The following is a 19,720-nucleotide window of genomic DNA, read 5'->3' as shown; positions in this document are numbered from 1 at the left end:
GGACAGGGTATGGGCGGTCAATCTCAGGCGGAAAAGGCCCTGGCGGAGATAACCAGGGACCTCGGGTCGAACCTCTACCTCTATCAGATCCTGGAGGAGACCCCGAACGGCGTGATGGTGGTCAACCTGCAGCACCAGATCATCTATGCCAATCCGGCGGCCTGTCATTTTCTTTCCATTTCCTGCAACGAAATTGTCGCCGCCTCCATCGCCGAGGTCCTCGATGCCGAAAATGCCGGCCTGTTCCGGCTGATCGCCGATTTCCTCAACTCTCCGGCCGGCCAGAAGATGTCGCGGTTCCGGCACGAGATCGAAATCAAAGGGGAGGACGGACAGCATACCGACATCGATGTCGTCCTCGTCTATCCCCCGTCCCGGCCGGATTACTACCTCCTCTACCTGATCGATATCACGGCGCGGAAAAAACTGGAGGCGGAACTGCGGCGGCGCAACACCTTCTTCCATAACCTGATCGATTCTTCGGTCGACGGCATCATTGCCGCCGATATGAAGGGCCGGCTGATCCTGTTCAACCAGGGGGCGCAGGCGTTGCTCGGCTATTCCGAAGAAGAGGCGTTCGGCAGTCTCCATGTCACCGGCCTTTACAACGAGGGGGTCGCCTACGAGCTCATCAAGCGGATGCGCAGCGACGATTACGGCGGCAAGGGCAGACTGCTGCACCACGAGCTGATGGTCAAGAACCGGGACGAGCAGATGATCCCGGTCCGGTTCTCCGGCGGCATCATCTACGACCGGGGACAGGAGATCGCCACCTTCGGCATCTTCACCGACCTGCGGGCGATGCAGAAGATCGAGGAGGACCTCGAGCAGACCCACAACATGCTGATGCAGTCGGAAAAGATGGCCGGCCTTGGCCGCCTGGCCGCCGGCGTCGCCCACGAGATCAACAACCCGATGTCGGGGATCATGCTCTACGCCAACCTGGTCAAGGAGGCGCTGGGCGATGGGCATCCCAGCGGTGAGGATCTCGACGTCATCATCCACGAGGCCGAGCGCTGCAAGGTCATCGTCGCCGACCTGCTGGAGTTCTCGCACCAGACCACCTATGACATGGCCCTCGTCGATCTCAACGACATCGTCCGCAAGACCATCGGGGTCCTGAAGAATCAGCCGCTGTTCCAGAACATAGAAATGCAGCTCGATCTCGAGGACGAGCTGCTGCCGATCTTCGGCAATTCGATCCGACTCAACCAGGTCGTGATGAATATCGTCGTCAATGCCGCCCAGGCCATGGCCGGTCAGGGGACCATCAGGATCTTCAGCCGGACCCGGGCCAGCCGGGACATCGTCGAGATCGTCGTCAGTGATACCGGGCCGGGGATACAGGAGGACCAGTTCGAGAAGATCTTCGATCCCTTCTACACCACCAAGGAACCGGGCGAGGGTACGGGCCTCGGCCTGTCGGTGTCGTATGCGATCGTCAAGGAACACAAGGGGATTATCAGGGTCACCTCGCAACCTGGAGGTGGCGCCGTCTTCTCTCTCAGGTTCCCGGCGGTAATGGAAAACCTCTCTGGAGGAAATCATGAACAGTGAATTGATCCCAACGGAAACAGGCAACCAGAAATTTCTTCAGAAGCTTCAGGTGATGGGAATCGATGTCCATGCCTGTTTCCAGTGCGGACGCTGCTCGTCCGGATGCCCGATCGGTGATTTTTTCGACCTTCAGGTCATGGAGGTCGTGCGTCTGGCCTCCTACGGCGCCGAGGATATCCTGCTGCAGAGCAAGACCATCTGGCTCTGCGCCGCCTGCGAGACCTGCGCCACCCGCTGCCCCAACGAGATCGAGATCGCCGGCCTGATGGATGTGCTCCGGTCGCTGGCCCTGAAGAAGAGGATCACTCCGGCCGAGCCGCGGGTGCCGATGCTGCACCGCTCCTTTCTCGACTCGGTCAAACATTGGGGGCGGACCTACGAGATCGGCATGCTCGCCGGTTACAAGCTGCGCTCGGGCGATCTCGTCGGCGACATGAAACTCGGCCTGCAGATGTTTACCAAGGGCAAACTCAAACTGGTGCCGCAGGGGATCAAGGGTAAGGCCGAGGTGCGGCAGATCTTCTCCGGCAAGGGAAAGGAGTATGACCGATGAAACTTGCATACTACCCCGGATGTTCTCTTGAAGGATCGGCGCGGGATTACGACCACTCGGTGCGGCAACTCTGCCGGGATATGGGGATCTGGCTGGTCGAGATCCCGGACTGGAACTGCTGCGGCGCCTCGTCGGCCCATATGACCGATCACGAGATCGGCATGCGCCTGCCGATCCGCAACCTCATGCTGGCGCAGCAGGTCGGGCTCGATATCCTGGTGCCCTGCGCCGCCTGCTTCCAGCGGCTCAAGGCCGCCGATCAGGCGCTGCGGGCCGATCCCGGATACTGGGACGTCAAGGACTATTCCTCGCCGCCGGCGATTGTTCACATCAGCTCCCTGCTGGCTCGAGACGATATCCTGGCCCGCATCCGGGAGAAGGTGTCCGCGCCGCTGCAGGACCTGACGCTGGCCTGCTATTACGGCTGCCTCTCGCTCCGCAATCCCCGGGTCACCGGAGCGGCGGATTGGGAAACGCCCACCACCCTCGAGCGGATCGTCGGGGCGGTCGGCGCCGAACCGGTCTCCTGGTCGCACCGCACCGAGTGCTGCTCCGGCAGCCTGACCCTGACCCGGCCGGACATCGCCGTCCGGCTGGTCGGCGATATCGTCCGGGCGGCACGCCGGGCGGGGGCGAAGGCAATCGTCACCGACTGCCCGATGTGCCAGGCCAACGTCGAGAGCCGGCAGCTCGATCTGGGCCAGACGGAACCTGGGCTGCCGGTCTTTTTCGCCACCGAGCTCGTGGTGGCGGCCATATCCGGCAGCTATCCGGCTGCCCAGCAGAAAGCCCATCTGATCGATCCGGCGCTCCTCAACCGTTTCTTCAGCCAGGCCGCACCCGCCGGGGAGGGCCCACGATGAACAGCGAACATTCGCAGCAACCCCAGACCACGTCGCCCCTGTCGGGGTCCGTGATGGTTATCGGCGGCGGTATCAGCGGCATGCAGTCGGCCCTCGATCTCGCCAATGCCGGCTTCAAGGTCTACCTCGTGGAGAACTCGCCGGCGATCGGCGGCAAGATGGCCCAGCTGGACAAGACCTTTCCGACCAACGACTGTTCGATGTGCATCGTCTCGCCGAAACTGGTCGAGGTCGGCCGCCATCTCAACATCGAGCTGCTGACCTGGAGTGAAGTCACCGGACTGACCGGCGAGGCCGGTAATTTCACCGCCACCGTCAGCAGTCATGCCCGCTATGTCGATATCAGCAAATGCACCGGCTGCGGCGCCTGTGAGCTGGCCTGCCCGGTGACCCAGATCTCGTATTTTCCCCAGGAGCCGGTGGAAGGGGAGAAGAAAAAGGGGGGGCGGGAAAAACGGATTATCCGCGGGCCGGGAGCGCCGCTGCCGCAGCGCCTCCACCCCTGGACCTTTGAGGTCGCCGCCGACAAATGCAGCAAATGCGGCAACTGTTTCCGGGCCTGCCTGCACGGGGCAATCAGCTGGGAGAAGGGCGGTGTCGCCAGCGTTATCGCCGACAAATGCACCGGTTGCGGCGCCTGCTTTACCGCCTGCCCGGAGAAGTTCTCGGCGGTCACGATCGCGGAGGCGCCGGAGATCGACAAGAGCCTCGGCGCCGCCATCGTCGCCCGTTCCGCGGCGCTGAAGAAGGAAATGGCCGGACGCGACGAGCGCAACTGCATCCGCTGCGGCCTCTGCGCCATGACCTGCAAGAAGGTCATGCGGATCGGGGCCCTGAAGATGGTGACGGAGGGTATAGAGGCCAGCCTCGATACCTGCCAGGTCTGCGGCGCCTGCGTCTCGGTCTGTCCGGTCTCCTTTCTGGCGATCGATCAGGTCACCAACAAGACGCCGCAGCCGCTCTACAACACCTTCAACGAGGGGCTGAACCTGCGCCATCCCGTCAATATCCTTTATCCCCAGGCGGTACCGCGGGTGCCGGTGATCGACGAGGTCAGTTGCGTCCACCTCAATACCGGGTCCTGCGGCATCTGCCAGTCGGTCTGCGGCCCGGGGGCCATCGATTACGGCCTCAAGGGCAGTGAGCGCGAGGTCCGGGTCGGCTCGATCGTCTTCGCCCCCGGCTTCGAGGTCTTCGATGCCAAGCGGCGCGGCGAATTCGGTTACGGCCTCTATAAAAACGTCGTCACCAGCATCGAGTTCGAACGCCTGCTGTCGGCCTCCGGGCCGACCTCGGGGACGGTGCAGCGCCCCGGGGACGGCAAACACCCGAAAAAGATCGCCTGGATCCAGTGCGTCGGTTCCCGCGACCACAGCTGCGACCGCGACTACTGTTCCTCGGTCTGCTGCATGTACGCCACCAAGGAGGCCTACATCGCCCGCGAGCACGACAGCGCCATCGAACCGACGATCTTCTATATCGACATGCGCTCCTTCGGCAAGAACTTCGACGCCTATGTCGAACGGGCCAAGGAGCGGAACATCCGCTTCGTCCGGGCCATGGTCAGCCGGGTCTTCGAAGACCCCCAGACCGGCGATCTCGAATTGCGCTACGTCGACGACTCCGGATGGCGAGTGACAGAGAACTTCGACATGGTGGTGCTGTCGGTCGGGGTGCAGATCGCCGCCAGGACCAGGGATCTGGCGACGATGCTCGGCATCGAGCTCGACCGCTACGGTTTTGCAGTCTCGCAGGCCTTTACTCCGCTGGCCTCGTCGCGCCCCGGGATCTACGTCGGCGGCGTGATCAACGGGCCGAAGGATATTCCCGAAACGGTCATCGAGGCTTCGGGTGCGGCCCAGGCGGCCTCGGCCGGCCTGGCGCTCGCGCGCGGGACCGAGGTGACGGTCGAGGCCCTGCCGGCAGAACGGGTGCCGGAGGCGGGCGAGGAACTGCGGATCGGGGTCTTCGTCTGCCACTGCGGCACCAACATCGCCTCGGTCGTCGATGTCGCCGCCGTGGCCGAATATGCCAGGACCCTGCCCGGCGTCGTCTATGCCGGCCATCCGCTCTATACCTGTTCCCAGGATTCGCAGGAATCGATCCGCGCCATCATCAGCGAGCATCGGCTCAACCGGCTGGTCGTTGCCGCCTGCTCGCCGAGCACCCATGAACCGCTGTTCATGTCGACCCTGCGCCAGGCCGGGATCAACAAGTATTTCTTTGACATGGCCAATATCCGCGACCAGTGCAGCTGGGTGCACCCGCACGACCCGCAGCTGGCCACCGAGAAGTCCCGGCGGCTGGTGCGGATGGCAGTTGCCAACGCCACCCAGGCCGAGCCTCTGGCCGAATTGGAGTTCGATGTCAATCCCAGCCTGCTGGTCATCGGCGGCGGAGTGGCGGGGATGACCGCGGCGGTCGAGGCTGCCCGACAGGGTTTCAGTGTTTACCTGGTCGAGCGGCAGCCGGCCCTCGGCGGCCAGGTCGTCCATCTCGGCCGGTCCTGGGACGGACAGGATTTCTCGCGCTATCTCCTCGAACTGCAGGAACAGGTCGAGAACAACGATCGGATCCGGGTCTTTCTCAATTCCGAGGTCGTCGAACACTCCGGTTTCGTCGGTGCCTTTTCGACCGATATCATGACCCCCACCGGGGCGTTGCGCACGGTCGCCCACGGGGCGATCATCGTCGCCACCGGGGCCGAGGAGGCGCGGCCGGATCTCCATGGTCTCGGCACCGCCGACCATGTCATGACCCAGACCGATTTCGAGGCCCGCCTGCTCGGGGAACGGCGCTCGGTCCCCGGCCATGTGGTGATGCTGCAGTGCGCCGGTTCCCGGGCCACCGTGGTGCCGGCCACCTACAGCGAGCCCGATACCGGCACGCCCTGCGATACGTCGGCAACGGGTGGCGGCGCTGCCGATCACCTGCCGTACTGCTCGCGGGTCTGCTGCAACCAGGCGGTCAAGAACGCCCTGCACCTGAAGGAGATCAACCCGGCGGCGCGCATCGACATCCTCTACCGCGACATGCGCACCTATGGTCTCGGTGAACTCCAGTATCAGAAGGCGCGGCGGCTGGGGATCAATTTCATTCGCTTCGACCCGCACGACAACCCGCCGGAGATCGAGGTGGCGGAGCGGGGGATTCGGATCGAAATCCGCGATCCGTCGATCGGTCGCAAGGTCTCGCTGGCCCCGGATCTACTGGTGCTCTCCACCGGCATGAAGCCGCGCGATACCGAGGAATTGGCCTCGATGCTGCGGGTGCCGCGCAACGGCAACGGATTCTTCATCGAGGCCCATGCCAAGCTGCGGCCGGTCGATCTGCCGAGCGAAGGGCTGTTCATGGCCGGAACGGTGCACGCCCCGAAGGACGTGTCGGAGACCATCGCCCAGGCCCAGGCGGCGGTGGCCCGGGCCGCGATCCTGCTGTCGAAGAAGAACCTGCGGCTGTCCGGCGTCGTCTCGCGGGTCGATCCGACCCACTGTGCCGTCTGCCTGACCTGCGTCCGGGCCTGCCCCTACGGCGTACCGTTCATCAACGCCGAGCATACCGCCGAGATCAACCCGGCCCTGTGTCAGGGCTGCGGCATCTGTGTCGCCGAATGCCCGGCCAAGGCGATCACGCTCGGCCGCTACCAGGATGTCAATCTCAAGGCCAAGATCCGGTCCTATGCCCAGGCAATGCCGGAAGCCATAACCGTGGAGGAGTCGCATGATGGATGAGTTCACCGCCAACGTCATCATCTTTGCCTGTCGTCATTGAGCGTACACCGCCGCGGACCTGGCAGGTTCGGAAAGAAGGCGGTACCCGGCGTCGACCAGCATCGTGATGCTGCCGTGCACCGGGAGGATCGAGGAGACGTTGCTGCTCGAGGCCTTCGAGAACGGCGCCGACGGGGTGATGGTCATCGGCTGCCTGGAGGGGGATTGCCACTATCTCTCCGGCAATATCCGGGCCCGGGCCCGGGTGGCCCGGGTGGCCGGGATTCTCGAGAGCATCCGCATCGGCGGCGACCGGATCCGGATGTTCAATCTCAGTGCCGGCGAGGGGGCGAAATTCGCCGCTTATGTCAATGAATTCGTCGGGCAGATCAGGGAACTGGGCCCCAGTTCCATCAATGTCGCCCGGAAGAACGCGGCCTGACCGGCCTCAGGAGGAGTACAATGATCACAGGAACGCCGAAACCCATCGAGGAGATTCTGGAGATGGTCGATCCCTATGACCGGATTGTCGTTGCCGGCTGCTATGGCTGTGTGACGGTGTGCCGGGTGGGAGGGGAGAAGGAGGTTCAGGTGCTGTCCTCGACCCTGCGCCTGGCGCGGGAGACCGCGGGGAAGAAGATAACGATCAAGGAGGTCTGTCTCGAACGGCAGTGCGATCCCGAGTATATCGAGCAGATGCGCTCCTACGTCCATGACTACCAGGCCGTGCTGTCGATTGCCTGCGGCGCCGGCATCCAGTTCCTGGCCGAGAAGTACACCACCACCCCATTGCTGCCGGGGATCAACACCGGCTTTCTCGGCGTCACCGAGCGCCAGGGCGAATGGGCCGAGCGTTGCCAGGGCTGCGGCGACTGCGTGCTGCACCTGACCGGCGGCATCTGTCCGGTCACCCGCTGTGCCAAATCGCTGTTCCACGGCCCCTGCGGTGGTTCGGTACAGGGGCACTGCGAGGTCGGCAAGGATACCCCCTGCGGCTGGCAGCTGATCATCGACCGGCTCAAGGCCCTCGACCAGATGGATAACTACACCAAGCTGAAACCCTACAAGGGATGGAACACCTCAAGAGATGGCGGCCCTCGCCGCATTGTCAGGGAGGATATGATCTGATGAAAGCGGGAAGCAATCTGGAAAAGGTCCTCGCCGCCGGCCATTTCGCCGTGACGGCCGAATGCGGTCCGCCCCGCGGCGCCGATCCGGAGATCGTGCGGAAGAAGGCGGCCTATGTCAAGGGCAACGTCGACGCCTGCAACGTCACCGACAACCAGACCTCGGTGGTGCGGATGAGCTCGGTCGCCGGCTGCGTACTGCTCAAGGAGATGGGGATCGAGCCCCTGCTGCAGATGGTGGTGCGCGACCGCAACCGCATCGCCCTGCAGTCCGACCTGCTCGGGGCCTCGGCGCTGGGGGTGCGGAACATGCTCTGCCTGTCCGGGGATCACCAGAAATTCGGCGATGATCCCCAGGCCAAGAACGTCTTCGATATCGATTCGATGCAGCTGATCCACCTGGTCAGGACGATGCGCGACGAGGGGGTCTTTCCCTCCGGGCAGAAGCTCGAGGGGGCGCCGAAGTTCTTCATCGGCTGCGCCGTCAATCCCTTCGCCGATCCGTTCGAGATCAGGGTGCCCCGGTTGAAGATGAAGATGATGGCCGGCGCCGATTTCGTCCAGACCCAGTGCATTTATAATATGGACAAATTCAAGACCTATCTGGAGGATGCCAAGCGCCAGGGGCTGCATGAGAAGGTCAAGATCCTGGCCGGGGTGACCCCGCTCAAGTCGGCGGGGATGGCCAAGTTCATGAAGAAGATGGTCGCCGGCATGGACATCCCCGACGCGGTGATCAAGCGCATCGCCGATGAACCGAAGGAGAAGCAGGCCGCCAAGGGCATCGAGATGTGCATCGAGCAGATTCAGGAACTGAAGGAGATGGAGGGAATCGCCGGGGTCCACGTGATGGCGATCGAGTGGGAGGAAAAATTGCAGGAAATCATCGGTGGGGCTGGATTGCTGCCCCGGCCGGTTGTAGACTGAGAGACAAGAAGCTGGAAGATAACGTTGTACGACCAATGGAGGAGAAATATGGCTGACAAGAAGAAGGTTCTGCTGGTGGATGATGATCCCGATTTCGTCGAGGCGATCAAGGTCATAGTCGAGAACGGAGGCTACGCTGTCCGGGTGGCCTATGACGGCGCCGAAGGGCTCGAGGCCGTCGCCGAGGAGAAACCCGATCTGATTGTCCTCGATGTCATGATGCCGGTGATGAACGGACACGAGGCCTGCGCCAAGCTCAAGGCCGATCCGCAGACGGCGAAGATTCCGATCATCCTGCTGACGGCGGTGGCCGACCGGGTCACGACCAGCACCTATACCCATCGGGACATGCTGGAGAGTCAGGCCGAGGATTATATGCCGAAACCGGTCGAACCGATGGAACTGCTCAATCTTATCAAACACTGGCTGAAGTGAGCCGGACTTCCGGTTCCCTCCGCTGGTCCGGGAGGGAGCCGGGGCCGCTTCGGTGAACGTAATTCGCCGGCCGGAGTCAACTATGGACGCAATCCGCATCCTGATCGTAGACGATGAGAAGGTCATTCGCGACGGGGTCGAACGGGCCCTGGCGGAAAGGGACTATGTCATCACCAAGGCTGAAAGCGGTGAACGGGGCATCGAGATCATCAGCGCCGAGGGGTGCGACATCCTCCTGCTCGATCTGATGATGCCGGGGATCGACGGCTTCGCCGTCCTCAGCTGGGTCAAGGAAAACCGGCCGGCAATCGAGGTCATCGTCATCACCGGCTTCGCCACGGTCTCGAAGGCAGTCTCGGCAATGAAGCAGGGGGCCTTCGATTTCGTCGGCAAACCCTTTACTCCCGACTATATCCGAATCGTCGTCGGCAAGGCGGTCGACAAACTGCGGCTGCAGGCCGAGGCGGAACAGCTGCGCGAGGAGCGCACCCTCAGCCTGGCGGCGATCAACCAGGAGCAGAGTCGGCTGAAGACGGTTTTCGGCTGCATGGTCGAGGCGGTCATCATCACCGACCGGGAAGGGGTGGTGGTCCATCACAACCCGGCGGCCATCAATATACTCGAGATCCAGACCGATCCGGTCGTCGGCAAGCCGCTGGCGGCCTCGATCAAGGACGGGGCGGCGGTGGAGATGGTCTTCGAGGCCATCGACGGCACGCAGGTCGTGACCCGGGAATTCGCTCCCGGATCGATTTCCCGTCGCTACCTCCGGGCCCATTGTTCGCCGGTGCGGTCAAGCGGCGGCGGCATCCTTGGGTCGGTGACGGTGTTTGAAGATATCAGCACCCATAAGGAAATCGATCGGATGAAATCGGATTTCGTGGCGATGGTGGCGCACGAACTGAAAGCGCCGCTCGCCTCGATCGAGCAGATGATCTACGCCCTCCAGGTCGACTGCCCATATGAGGCGCTGCACTCCTGCAATGCCCTCCACAAACGGATGATCGTCCGGACCCGCGATCTGCTGCAGTTGATCGAAAACCTCCTCAATCTGTCCAAGCTCGAGAGCGGCACCGTGATCTTCAGATTGGAGCCGGTGCGAGGACACGAAATTCTCGCCGACATCATCGATATCGTCACCCCGCAGGCGCAGAGCAAGGGACTGCAGCTGGACTACAAACCCTGCCCGCATGACTGGTGGATCAATGTCGATTACGACCACCTGCGCACCGCCTTTCTCAATATCATCTCCAATGCGGTCAAATACACGCCGGAGGGGGGGCGGATAGAGATCGCCACCTCCCTGGCCGGGGGGCAGGCCTGTCTCGTCGTCCGGGATTCCGGGATCGGGATCGGCAAGGACGACCTGCCGCACATCTTCGACCGCTTCTTCCGGGTCAAAGGCAAGGCGACGCGCCACATCACCGGCTCCGGCCTGGGACTGGCGCTCGTCAAGAGCGTGGTCGAGGCCCACAACGGCTATATCGACGTCCAGTCCGAACCGGGAGTCGGCACCGCCTTCTCTCTCCATTTCCCGCTGGCCGAAGTCGATGCCGCCGCAATGGAGAAGCTGGCCGCCGTCGAGTGACAATCCCGCGATGTATTCCGGTGACGGTGGACGGGGTCAGGTCCGGCTTCCGGCGGCGGCAGATGCAGGGCGATCTTGCGGACCGGAGGCGCTGTTTCCCGGGTGTCGACGAGTGTCTCGAGCGATCGTGCGGAGGGGCTGCGTCGTCTTCGGCCGACAGGCGAGGGGCCTGCCATCCGCGCCGACGGTGGCCGGAATGCGGACGACAAGGTCCGAAATGACCCTGGAAGTGCAGGCCAGCCTGACGCCCTCGCCGCCGCAGTCCGCGTGTACTTCTAAATCCCGTCGGCTGCCGCCGTCAGGATACTCTCACCAGTCTCCACATCGATTGAGACATTGTCGGGAAGAAACCGGATGCTGTGAATCATTTTCAACCTACTCGAAAAAATACTTGCATATGTCAAAAATACCAAGGAGAATGGGTGCGGTCAATTAATGCGTCTTAATATACATATCATAATTATTTATCAGTAAGAATGGCAAATTGCGTGAAGAAATGAGTTGCTTTGACCTTGTCGTTAAGCTACAACTTCATCCAATTAAACTTTACAACTCGATGGATTACGCGATTGCCCATTTTTTTGCTGTATTCTGGCAATAAGGGAAGGGTATGTCTCCGGAATGAGTGCTGTTATGAGGTGGTCGGGGGCCTCTGGCGGCGTGAATGGCGATTTTCCGGGGGAAAGCAGTGTGGGAAAGTTGCAACTTGGGCGAGTTGTGCCCAACTTGCAGATGCAGAACGTCATCAATCAATTTTGACCATCCCGTGGGTCGAAACAACGTGAAAAGGATTCCATATGCTAGATCCAACAAAACACCAGGACTGGGAAATTGCTGAAGACGCTGAAAAAACAATGAAGACGATCTACGAGATCGGCGAACAGCTGGGTCTTACCAAGGATGAGTTGCTTCCTCATGGACATTACATTGCCAAGATCGATTTCCGCAAGGTCCTCGAGCGGCTGAAAGACAAACCGAACGGCAAGTACATAGACGTTACCGCCATCACCCCGACGCCGCTCGGCGAGGGCAAGTCCACCTCCTCCATGGGCCTCGTCCAGGGTCTGGGTAAGATCGGCAAGAAAGTCTGCGCCGCCATCCGTCAGCCTTCCGGTGGTCCGACCATGAATATCAAGGGTTCGGCAGCTGGCGGCGGCCTCGCTCAGTGCATCCCCTTGACTCCGTTCTCCCTCGGCTTCACCGGTGACATCAACGCCATCATGAACGCCCATAACCTGGCCATGGTCGCCCTGACCTCCAGACTCCAGCATGAAAGAAACTACAATGACGAGCAGCTGGAACGACTGTCCGGCATGAAGCGGCTCGACATCGATCCGACCAATGTTGAGATGGGCTTTATCATGGATTTCTGCTGCCAGGCCCTGCGCAATATCATCATCGGTATCGACGGCGTCAACGGCAAGTCCGACGGCTTCATGATGAAATCGAAGTTCGGCATCGCCGTCTCCTCCGAGGTCATGGCCATTCTGTCGTTGGCCACCGACCTGAAGGATATGCGGGAGAGGATGGGCAAAATCGTTGTCGCCTATTCCAAGACCGGCAAACCGGTCACCACCGAAGACCTGGGGGTCGCCGGTGCGATGACCGCCTGGATGGTCGAGGCCCTCAATCCCTCTCTGATGCAGACTCTGGAAGGGCAACCGGTCATCGTCCACGCCGGCCCCTTTGCCAATATCGCCATCGGCCAGAGCTCCATCATCGCCGACCGCATAGGCCTCAAGCTGGCCGATTACCATGTCACCGAATCTGGTTTCGGCGCCGATATCGGCTTCGAAAAATTCTGGAACCTGAAGTGCCGCTATTCCGGGCTCAAGCCTGACTGCGCCGTCGTTGTCGCCACCATTCGCGCCCTCAAGTGCCATGGCGGCGCTCCGGTGCCGGTCCCCGGCAAGGCGATGCCGGTCGAGTACAAGGAGGAGAACGTCGAGTGGGTGGCCAAGGGCTGCGCCAACCTTCTCCACCACATCCGTAACGTCCGCAAGGCCGGCATTGCCCCGGTCGTCTGCATCAACGCCTTCTACACCGATACCGACGCCGAGATCGCCAAGGTCCGCGAGCTGTGCGAGGCCGAAGGCGCCAGGGTTGCCCTTTCCCGCCATTGGGAAAAAGGCGGCGATGGGGCCATCGAATTCGCCAAGACCGTTGTCGAGGCCTGCGAGGACAAGAGCGATTTCAAATTCCTCTATGACCTCGACATGCCGATCAAGGAGCGTATCGAACTGATTGCCAAGGAAGTCTACGGTGCCGACGGCGTCGACTATTCGCCGGCTGCAAACAAGTCCATCGAGCGACTCCAGGCCGATCCGGAACTGGCCAAGATGGGTATCTGCATGGTCAAGACCCACCTGTCGCTTTCCGACAACCCGTCGCTCAAGGGTGTGCCGCAGAATTGGCGCCTGACCATTCGCGAGGTCCTCACTTACGGCGGCGCCGGTTTCATCGTGCCGGTGGCCGGTGCCATCAGCCTGATGCCTGGAACCAGCTCCAATCCGGCCTTCAAACGGGTCGATGTCGATGTTGAGACCGGCAAGGTCAAGGGTGTGTTCTAATTTATCAGGTCCAGCCGGCGGGAGGACCGTTGTATTTCCGCCCGTCGGCAATAGCAGGTTTTCAGTATTTTTAACCTGAAGGAGAACAAGCATGACTGCAGAGCTTATCAGTGGAACCCAGATTCGTAAGGAGATCCTTGCGGAGTTGGCCGAAGAGGTCAGGAAAATGAAGGCCAAACATGGCCGGGGCCCCGGCCTCGTTACGATCCTCGTCGGCGAAAATCCGGCATCGATCAGTTACGTGACCCTGAAGATCAAGACAGCCGAGGAACTCGGTTTCCATGAGGTGCAGGACAGTCAACCAGTGGATATCTCCGAGGCCGACCTCCTTGCCCTGATCGACAAATACAACAACGACCCGACCATCGACGGCATTCTTGTTCAGCTACCCATCCCCAAGCATATCGACGAGAAGAAGGTCCTCAACGCCATCGATCCCGACAAGGATGTCGATGGCTTCCACCCGGTCAACGTCGGTCGTCTGATGATCGGCGGCAGCGAAGTCAAGTATCCGCCCTGTACCCCTGCCGGCATCCAGGAGCTGATTGTCCGCTCCGGCACCGAAACTTCGGGGGCTGAGGTTGTGGTGGTCGGCCGCTCAAACATCGTTGGCAAGCCGATTGCGATGATGATGGCCCAGAAAGGACCGGGTGCCAACAGTACGGTGACCATCGTCCATACCCGGACCAAGGACCTCGCCGCCCATTGTAAGCGCGCCGACATCCTCATCGTTGCCGCCGGCGTTCCCGATCTGGTCAAGCCGGAGTGGATCAAACCCGGTGCCACGGTTATCGATGTCGGCGTCAACAGGGTTGGCGTCAACGAAACCACCGGCAAGGCCATTCTTAAGGGTGACGTCGATTTTGAAGAGGCGAAGAAGATTGCCGGCAAGATCACCCCGGTTCCCGGCGGTGTTGGCCCGATGACGATAGCGATGCTGATGAAGAATACGGTAAAATCTGCCTGGCTGCGTCTCGAGTAGGCAGAGCCGAGTCTGAAAAAAATTGAAATGGGAAAGTGCAGGAATCACCCGGAGAAAGAAGCTTCGTACATGTGTTTGAAGCATAAATATTATCTCTGTGATGCCTGCCTTTCCTGCAGTGATCCTGAACTGTACTGCAAGTACCGCCCGTCCTGTGCTATTCATTTTTTAGAAAAGGAGAGGCGGCGGCAGGAAAAAAAAACGGCACGAGTTCCTGACGATACCGTTGTCGCTTATCACCAGGAGGGGGGAAGGGGATCGGAAAGGGGTCATGCAGAGAATGAACAGTCAGAAGAAGGAGGCTCGTCATGACGGATCAGCAACATTGTCCAGGTTTTGAAAGCAACAAGTCATTGAGTGCGATCAAGGTCGCCTGTCCTGCCTGCAAGGCGGAGATGGAATTGTTTTCCGATGAGATCGATAAACAGGTCACCTGCCCCAAGTGCAAGGTGTCCTTTGATCCAAAAACCTGCAAGGTAGAGGGGAAATAACGGTTTTTTCTCGGGGTGCGTAATCGCCTGAGACAAGGGGAGGACTATGCCGATCATCAGCATATCCCGGGGCAGCTATTACCGGGGCAAGGAAGTTGCGCTCAAAGTGGCCGCAATCCTGGGATATGCTTGCATTTCGAGGGATACGATTCTGGAGTCGAGCATGGAGTATGATATCCCTGAACTGAAGATCATGCATAATTTCCAGTATGCAGTCCAGATCCTTGAGCGACAATCCTTCGGGCGGGAGCGCTTTGTCAATTTCATTTCCTCGTCGATTTTGAAGCATCTCAAGAATGACAAGCATGTCTATCATGGGGTTGCAGGCCAGTTTTTTCTCCGGGATGTCGCTCACGTCCTGAAGGTGCGCATCATTGCCGACATGGAGGAGCGGGTCGCGGCTGAGGCTGAACGAACGAAGATATCCCGTGATGAGGCGCGGAGGCAGTTGGGGATCGACGATGAAGAACGCCGTAAGTGGGCATTGTTGCTTTACGGTATCGATATCGTCGATCCAGGACTGTATGATATGGTGATCAACATCAGTGCAATGAGCGTCGATAACACCGTCGAGCTGATTAGTAAAGCGGTCGACTTTCCGTGTTACCTTCCGACCGATGCCTCTGTCCGGAGGATACGAGATCTGGCGCTTACCGCCGAGGTCAGGGCGGCACTGTTCGATTATCCGACAGCTGGGGTCTTTGTTGATGAAGGTCGGGTTCATGTCCATGTCAAGGCCCCCGAAGAACAGTCGCCGGCGATTGTCACCAGAATTGAAAAGGTCCTTGCCGGCATGGACGGCATGGGATCGCTGGAGATCAGGATAGCTCCCTACTATTGAGTGGTTATTCAATTGAATTAAATGAAATGACAGATATTTAGATAAATTTTGGCCGCTAATTGCCGCTTTTTGTCGAAAAAAACGAGCATGAGTTTTATTTTTGGTCATCAAGAAATAGGAAAGGTTCTTATCAAGACAAATGATGATACACCCGAACAAAAAGAATGATTGTTTATCTGGGAACTCGTGTATATTTAAGCAAATGCTTTCCCTCCCTGCTATGATGCCAAAAATTTCTACTATGATATTTCTCTCTGAATGTTCTTGGTCTCCTGTCTTTGATGATTTTCTGTTCAATTTCGAGCGGCCCGGTGACCCGTGTTGGAGCGACACATGCAAATGAACAAGGTGACATTTCTTCCTCATCAAAGGGAGATAGAAGTGCCTGCCGGGGAAAGTCTGATCCGGGCCGCCCTCAATGCCGGGGTTCATATCAATGCCTCCTGCGGGGGTGAAGGTGTCTGCGGTAAATGCCGGGTCCTGATTGAACAGGGCGAAGTAGCCGAAGGGGTCTCTGAGAGACTCAGTGCCGAAGATGTCGCGAAAGGCTATCGCCTTGCCTGTCTTTCCGAGGTTACTGCCGATGTGGTGGTCCGTATTCCGGTCGAATCGTCAATCGATGTCAGTGTCCTCAACAAGCAGGCGTCAACGCGACGTAAGGCCACAATCAAGCATATTGATTTCAACAGCCTGAAAGAGCAGGGGCTGTTTATCCCACCGGTAGAAAAAAAATTCCTTCAGTTGTCGCCGCCGGACGTTCAGAACAATATGCCGGATGTCACGAGATTGATTGAATATCTCAAGTTGCAGAGTGATGAGCACAAGCTGGAACTGACTCTGGCGGTCATCAGAAAATTACCGGATGTCCTCCGCCAAAACGACTTCAAGATCACCATTACCCTGGTGCGACCCGTTCGTGACAATGGCAAAACCCTGATTATCGATGTCCAGCCTGGTGACACCACGGCAGCGAATTACGCCGTCGCGATGGATATCGGTACGACGACCGTTTACGGTCAGCTGATCGATCTGAGCAGTGGTGAGTGCCTTGGTGAATACGGTGAATTTAACGGTCAGATCAGTTACGGCGAGGATGTCATCAGCCGTATCATCTATGCTGAAAAACCTGAGGGGCGTAAAAAGCTGCAGGAAGTTGTCGTCGCCACGATCAACAAGGTTATCGGGGAGATACTCCGCCAGGCCAAGGTCGATGGTGACAACATTGCGACCATCACCCTGGCCGGTAATACCACCATGACCCAATTATTGGTGGATATCGAACCCCGTTACCTCAGAAGAGCCCCCTATGTTCCGGCCTCATCGCTCTATCCCCCATTCAGCGCCGTGACTATCGGCATCGATATCAATCCCAAGGTTATCGCTCTCCTCTACCCGGTGGTGTCGAGCTATGTCGGTGGCGATATTGTCGCCGGGGTCATGGGATCAGGGTTGTACCGGAGCGAGAAGCTGACTCTGTATCTCGACATAGGGACCAATGCCGAAATAGTTATCGGCAACAGGGACTGGCTGGCATGCACCGCCTGTTCAGCCGGCCCGGCATTCGAGGGTGGCGGCATCGAATTCGGGATGCGGGCCTCAAAGGGTGCGATCGAAGACTTTTCGCTCGATCCGGTGACGTTTGAACCGATGCTTCTGACCATCGGCAATATCCGGCCGAAAGGGATCTGCGGCTCAGGGCTGATCAACATGACCGCTGAGATGCTGGAGATGGGGGTTATCAACAACCGGGGACATTTCAACCGCGATCTCAACACTCCTCGCATCCGCTGCAACAATGGTATTTGGGAATATGTCCTTGCCTGGCGCGAGGAGACGCTGATTGACCGTGATATCTCCCTGTCCGAACCGGATATCGATAATCTGATCAGGGCGAAGGGGGCGATTTACAGTGGCTGCATGACGCTACTGGAAGAGGTCGGTTTGACGATGGACAAGATAGAACACATCATCCTGGCCGGCGGCTTCGGCAGCTATATCGATCTCGACCGGGCTATGACCATAGGTCTTCTGCCGGAGATCGAGGCAGACCGGGTGACATTTATTGGCAACGGGTCGCTTTTGGGTGCTCGAATGAGTTCGCTGACCAAAAGGATTCGTAAGGATGTGGTGGAAGTGACGAAGAAAATGACAAATTTTGAATTGTCCGAAACACCTTCCTATATGAGCAACTATGTGGCGGCGATGTTTCTGCCGCATACGGAGATCGAGAAATTCCCGCGGACAAAGCAACGTATCGAGGGGCGCGGAAGACAATAACTGTCGATCTGGAGAGGGATTGCCCGCTGTACCGGGGACTTCGCCCAGAAGACCGTTTCGACATATTGGAAGTGATGTTTGGCAGTTGGAGTAGCTGATTTGGAAGTAAAAGGGGAGGTTGGCGTTATAGGCAGCCGAATAACAGCAGACAAGGCTGACCTATGGCACAGGAACCTTGAGGAGTATAACACTCAGATGCAAGGAGGTAGTCGTGGGATTTGAAATGAAGAAGGAATCCTATACCGGAGGCATAAAGGAGATATCCATCGGCAAGGGCGACGCAGCCAGGAAAGTTGGCGGCCAGAGTTGCTATCCCTTTTATACGTTCGAAGGCGAGATGCCTAACAAGCCGCTTATTGCCATGGAAATTTGGGACATGGAACCGGAAGATTGGGCGGAACCGGCTCTTGCCTATTTCAAGGACGTGACGGCTGATCCGGTAGCATGGGCTAAAAAATGTGTCGAACAATTTGGCGCTGAAGCCATCGTTCTGCAGTTGAAAAGTATCGATCCGAACGACAAAGATGCCAAGGCCGATGCGGCGGCGGCAACGGTCAAGAAGGTCATGGATGCGATCAATGTCCCGTTGATCGTGTGGGGATGCGCCAACCCGACCAAGGACGAAGAGGTCTTCAAGGTTGTCTGCGAGGTCTGTCAGAATGGAAACCTCATGCTTGGGCCGGTTGAGGAGAAGAACTACAAAGGCATCGCCGCCGCAGCGATGGGATATGGCCACAGTGTCATCGCCTCTTCGCCGATCGATGTCAACCTGGCCAAGCAGATCAACATCCTGCTCGAGAACTTCGGCATGCCGATGGACAGAGTGCTGGTCGATCCCACTACCGGCGGACTCGGTTATGGACTTGAGTACTCGTATTCGGTCATGGAGCGGTTGACACTGGCAGCGATGGCCCAAGGCGATGAGAAACTGCAGTTTCCGATGATCAACAATCTCGGCAACGAGGTATGGAAGTGCAAGGAAGCGAAACAGGGCGTCGACGATGCCCCTCTCCTCGGTGATCCCGAGAAGCGCGGTATCATGATGGAGGCTATCGGCGCCGTTTCCTATCTGATGGCCGGTTCGAGCATGCTCATCATGCGCCATCCGGAATCGATCCGGCTGGCCAAAGATTTCATCAAGATCCTCGCCGATGGCGGCTCAGCCAAGGAGACGGCCCCCATCACCAAGAAACTGGGCGATGTGAAAGTCGATTTTGCGGCCCTGGCCCCGAAACTTGATCTGACCATCGAAGAAGAAAAGAAAAAAGCGGCGCCGGCTGCCCCGGCTGCCCCGGCCGCCAAGGCCGCAGCACCAAAGGCCGCCCCGGCGGCAGCGGCTGCCCCGGCCCCGAAGGCTGAAGCCAAGGCGGCGGCCCCGGCCGCTCCGGCTGTAGATGCAGCCGCCGCTGCCAAGGCCGACGCGGAAGCCAAGGCCAAGGCTGAGGCCGATGCCAAGGCGAAGGCGGAGGCCGATGCAGCGGCCAAGGCGGCAGCAGCAGCCAAGGCGAAAGCTGATGCCGAGGCGGCAGTCAAGGCTGAAGCGGAAGCCAAGGCCAAGGCGGAAGCGGATGCGGTAGCCGCAGCACGACAGGCCCGGGATGCGGAAGAAAAGGCCCTGCAGGAGAAGAGGGCAAAAGAGCGCAAGAGCGCGGCTGCGCATGTTGCCGTTTCGGGCCCGGTTACCATGACGGCGGCAACGCTGCAGTTGACCGAGCAGGAGAAGATCCTGGCAATGCTCAACAGGTTCCACAAACGAGTGCAGTGATCCGACTGCGGTTCGTTATGGCAAAAGATACATT

13 protein-coding genes and 2 pseudogenes are annotated in these 19,720 nt (G+C 59.3%); all 15 read left to right on the top strand.

The features are described from left to right. The first annotated feature begins 9 nt into the window (after window positions 1–9). The 15 genes and pseudogenes from HNQ81_RS08515 (at window position 10) to HNQ81_RS08445 (ending at window position 19,686) form a co-directional block, all read left to right on the top strand. On the top strand, window positions 10–1,557 hold the full coding sequence (locus tag HNQ81_RS08515; RefSeq protein ID WP_183350335.1) for a PAS domain-containing sensor histidine kinase: 1,548 nt from the start codon (window positions 10–12) through the stop codon (window positions 1,555–1,557). Beyond that, window positions 1,547–2,110, top strand: coding sequence for a 4Fe-4S dicluster domain-containing protein (locus HNQ81_RS08510; protein ID WP_183350333.1), 564 nt, complete (start codon window positions 1,547–1,549; stop codon window positions 2,108–2,110). The genes HNQ81_RS08515 and HNQ81_RS08510 overlap by 11 nt, the downstream gene beginning before the upstream one ends. Next, window positions 2,107–2,973 carry a CoB--CoM heterodisulfide reductase iron-sulfur subunit B family protein gene (locus HNQ81_RS08505; RefSeq protein ID WP_183350331.1) on the top strand — a complete coding sequence of 289 codons (867 nt, stop codon included), beginning with the start codon at window positions 2,107–2,109 and terminating at the stop codon, window positions 2,971–2,973. Before HNQ81_RS08510 ends, HNQ81_RS08505 begins: the two co-directional genes overlap by 4 nt. After that, window positions 2,970–6,599 (top strand): annotated as a pseudogene (locus HNQ81_RS08500) (FAD-dependent oxidoreductase); the annotation flags it as partial. The gene HNQ81_RS08505 and the pseudogene HNQ81_RS08500, both read left to right, overlap by 4 nt. 157 nt (window positions 6,600–6,756) lie before the next feature. Further along, window positions 6,757–7,125 (top strand): annotated as a pseudogene (locus tag HNQ81_RS08495) (hydrogenase iron-sulfur subunit); the annotation flags it as partial. A 20-nt stretch (window positions 7,126–7,145) separates the two neighbouring features. Next, a complete protein-coding gene (locus tag HNQ81_RS08490; protein ID WP_183350327.1) occupies window positions 7,146–7,811 on the top strand; it encodes a methylenetetrahydrofolate reductase C-terminal domain-containing protein in 666 nt (221 codons plus the stop codon). Further along, window positions 7,811–8,737, top strand: coding sequence for a methylenetetrahydrofolate reductase (locus tag HNQ81_RS08485; protein ID WP_183350325.1), 927 nt, complete (start codon window positions 7,811–7,813; stop codon window positions 8,735–8,737). The genes HNQ81_RS08490 and HNQ81_RS08485 overlap by 1 nt, the downstream gene beginning before the upstream one ends. A 48-nt stretch (window positions 8,738–8,785) precedes the next feature. Further along, window positions 8,786–9,172: a response regulator gene (locus HNQ81_RS08480; protein ID WP_183350323.1), complete on the top strand. Its 387-nt coding sequence runs from the start codon at window positions 8,786–8,788 to the stop codon at window positions 9,170–9,172. A gap of 82 nt (window positions 9,173–9,254) precedes the next feature. Further along, window positions 9,255–10,760, top strand: a complete 1,506-nt coding sequence (locus HNQ81_RS08475; protein WP_183350321.1) for an ATP-binding response regulator — start codon at window positions 9,255–9,257, stop codon at window positions 10,758–10,760. 797 nt (window positions 10,761–11,557) lie between these two features. Then, window positions 11,558–13,330, top strand: coding sequence for a formate--tetrahydrofolate ligase (locus tag HNQ81_RS08470; RefSeq protein ID WP_183350319.1), 1,773 nt, complete (start codon window positions 11,558–11,560; stop codon window positions 13,328–13,330). Window positions 13,331–13,421: 91 nt separating this feature from the next. Further along, window positions 13,422–14,312, top strand: coding sequence for a bifunctional methylenetetrahydrofolate dehydrogenase/methenyltetrahydrofolate cyclohydrolase FolD (folD, locus tag HNQ81_RS08465; RefSeq protein ID WP_183350317.1), 891 nt, complete (start codon window positions 13,422–13,424; stop codon window positions 14,310–14,312). Between the two features lie 308 nt (window positions 14,313–14,620). Further along, the gene (locus HNQ81_RS08460) at window positions 14,621–14,803 is read left to right on the top strand and encodes a hypothetical protein (protein WP_183350315.1); all 183 of its coding nucleotides are present in this window, start codon (window positions 14,621–14,623) and stop codon (window positions 14,801–14,803) included. A 46-nt stretch (window positions 14,804–14,849) separates the two neighbouring features. Continuing rightward, on the top strand, window positions 14,850–15,644 hold the full coding sequence (locus tag HNQ81_RS08455) for a cytidylate kinase-like family protein (RefSeq protein WP_183350313.1): 795 nt from the start codon (window positions 14,850–14,852) through the stop codon (window positions 15,642–15,644). 333 nt (window positions 15,645–15,977) lie between these two features. Then, window positions 15,978–17,921, top strand: a complete 1,944-nt coding sequence (locus HNQ81_RS08450; RefSeq protein ID WP_183350311.1) for an ASKHA domain-containing protein — start codon at window positions 15,978–15,980, stop codon at window positions 17,919–17,921. 211 nt (window positions 17,922–18,132) lie between these two features. Further along, on the top strand, window positions 18,133–19,686 hold the full coding sequence (locus HNQ81_RS08445; RefSeq protein WP_183350309.1) for an acetyl-CoA decarbonylase/synthase complex subunit delta: 1,554 nt from the start codon (window positions 18,133–18,135) through the stop codon (window positions 19,684–19,686). Window positions 19,687–19,720: the final 34 nt, after the last annotated feature.

Origin of the sequence: Desulfoprunum benzoelyticum (genome assembly GCF_014201505.1) — a bacterium.
GTDB lineage: Bacteria > Desulfobacterota > Desulfobulbia > Desulfobulbales > Desulfocapsaceae > Desulfoprunum > Desulfoprunum benzoelyticum.
The sequence above is the reverse complement of the archived record's forward strand: the minus strand, read 5'-3'. Positions and strand labels throughout refer to the sequence as shown.

Bases quoted from the DNA above. Each gene is read 5' to 3' on its own strand.
- HNQ81_RS08485 (WP_183350325.1), top strand. From the start codon at position 7,811: ATGAAAGCGGGAAGCAATCTGGAAAAGGTCCTCGCCGCCGGCCATTTC.
- HNQ81_RS08475 (WP_183350321.1), top strand. From the start codon at position 9,255: ATGGACGCAATCCGCATCCTGATCGTAGACGATGAGAAGGTCATTCGC.
- HNQ81_RS08510 (WP_183350333.1), top strand. From the start codon at position 1,547: ATGAACAGTGAATTGATCCCAACGGAAACAGGCAACCAGAAATTTCTT.
- HNQ81_RS08460 (WP_183350315.1), top strand. From the start codon at position 14,621: ATGACGGATCAGCAACATTGTCCAGGTTTTGAAAGCAACAAGTCATTG.
- HNQ81_RS08515 (WP_183350335.1), top strand. From the start codon at position 10: ATGGGCGGTCAATCTCAGGCGGAAAAGGCCCTGGCGGAGATAACCAGG.
- HNQ81_RS08505 (WP_183350331.1), top strand. From the start codon at position 2,107: ATGAAACTTGCATACTACCCCGGATGTTCTCTTGAAGGATCGGCGCGG.
- HNQ81_RS08455 (WP_183350313.1), top strand. From the start codon at position 14,850: ATGCCGATCATCAGCATATCCCGGGGCAGCTATTACCGGGGCAAGGAA.
- HNQ81_RS08470 (WP_183350319.1), top strand. From the start codon at position 11,558: ATGCTAGATCCAACAAAACACCAGGACTGGGAAATTGCTGAAGACGCT.
- HNQ81_RS08480 (WP_183350323.1), top strand. From the start codon at position 8,786: ATGGCTGACAAGAAGAAGGTTCTGCTGGTGGATGATGATCCCGATTTC.
- HNQ81_RS08490 (WP_183350327.1), top strand. From the start codon at position 7,146: ATGATCACAGGAACGCCGAAACCCATCGAGGAGATTCTGGAGATGGTC.
- folD (WP_183350317.1), top strand. From the start codon at position 13,422: ATGACTGCAGAGCTTATCAGTGGAACCCAGATTCGTAAGGAGATCCTT.
- HNQ81_RS08450 (WP_183350311.1), top strand. From the start codon at position 15,978: ATGCAAATGAACAAGGTGACATTTCTTCCTCATCAAAGGGAGATAGAA.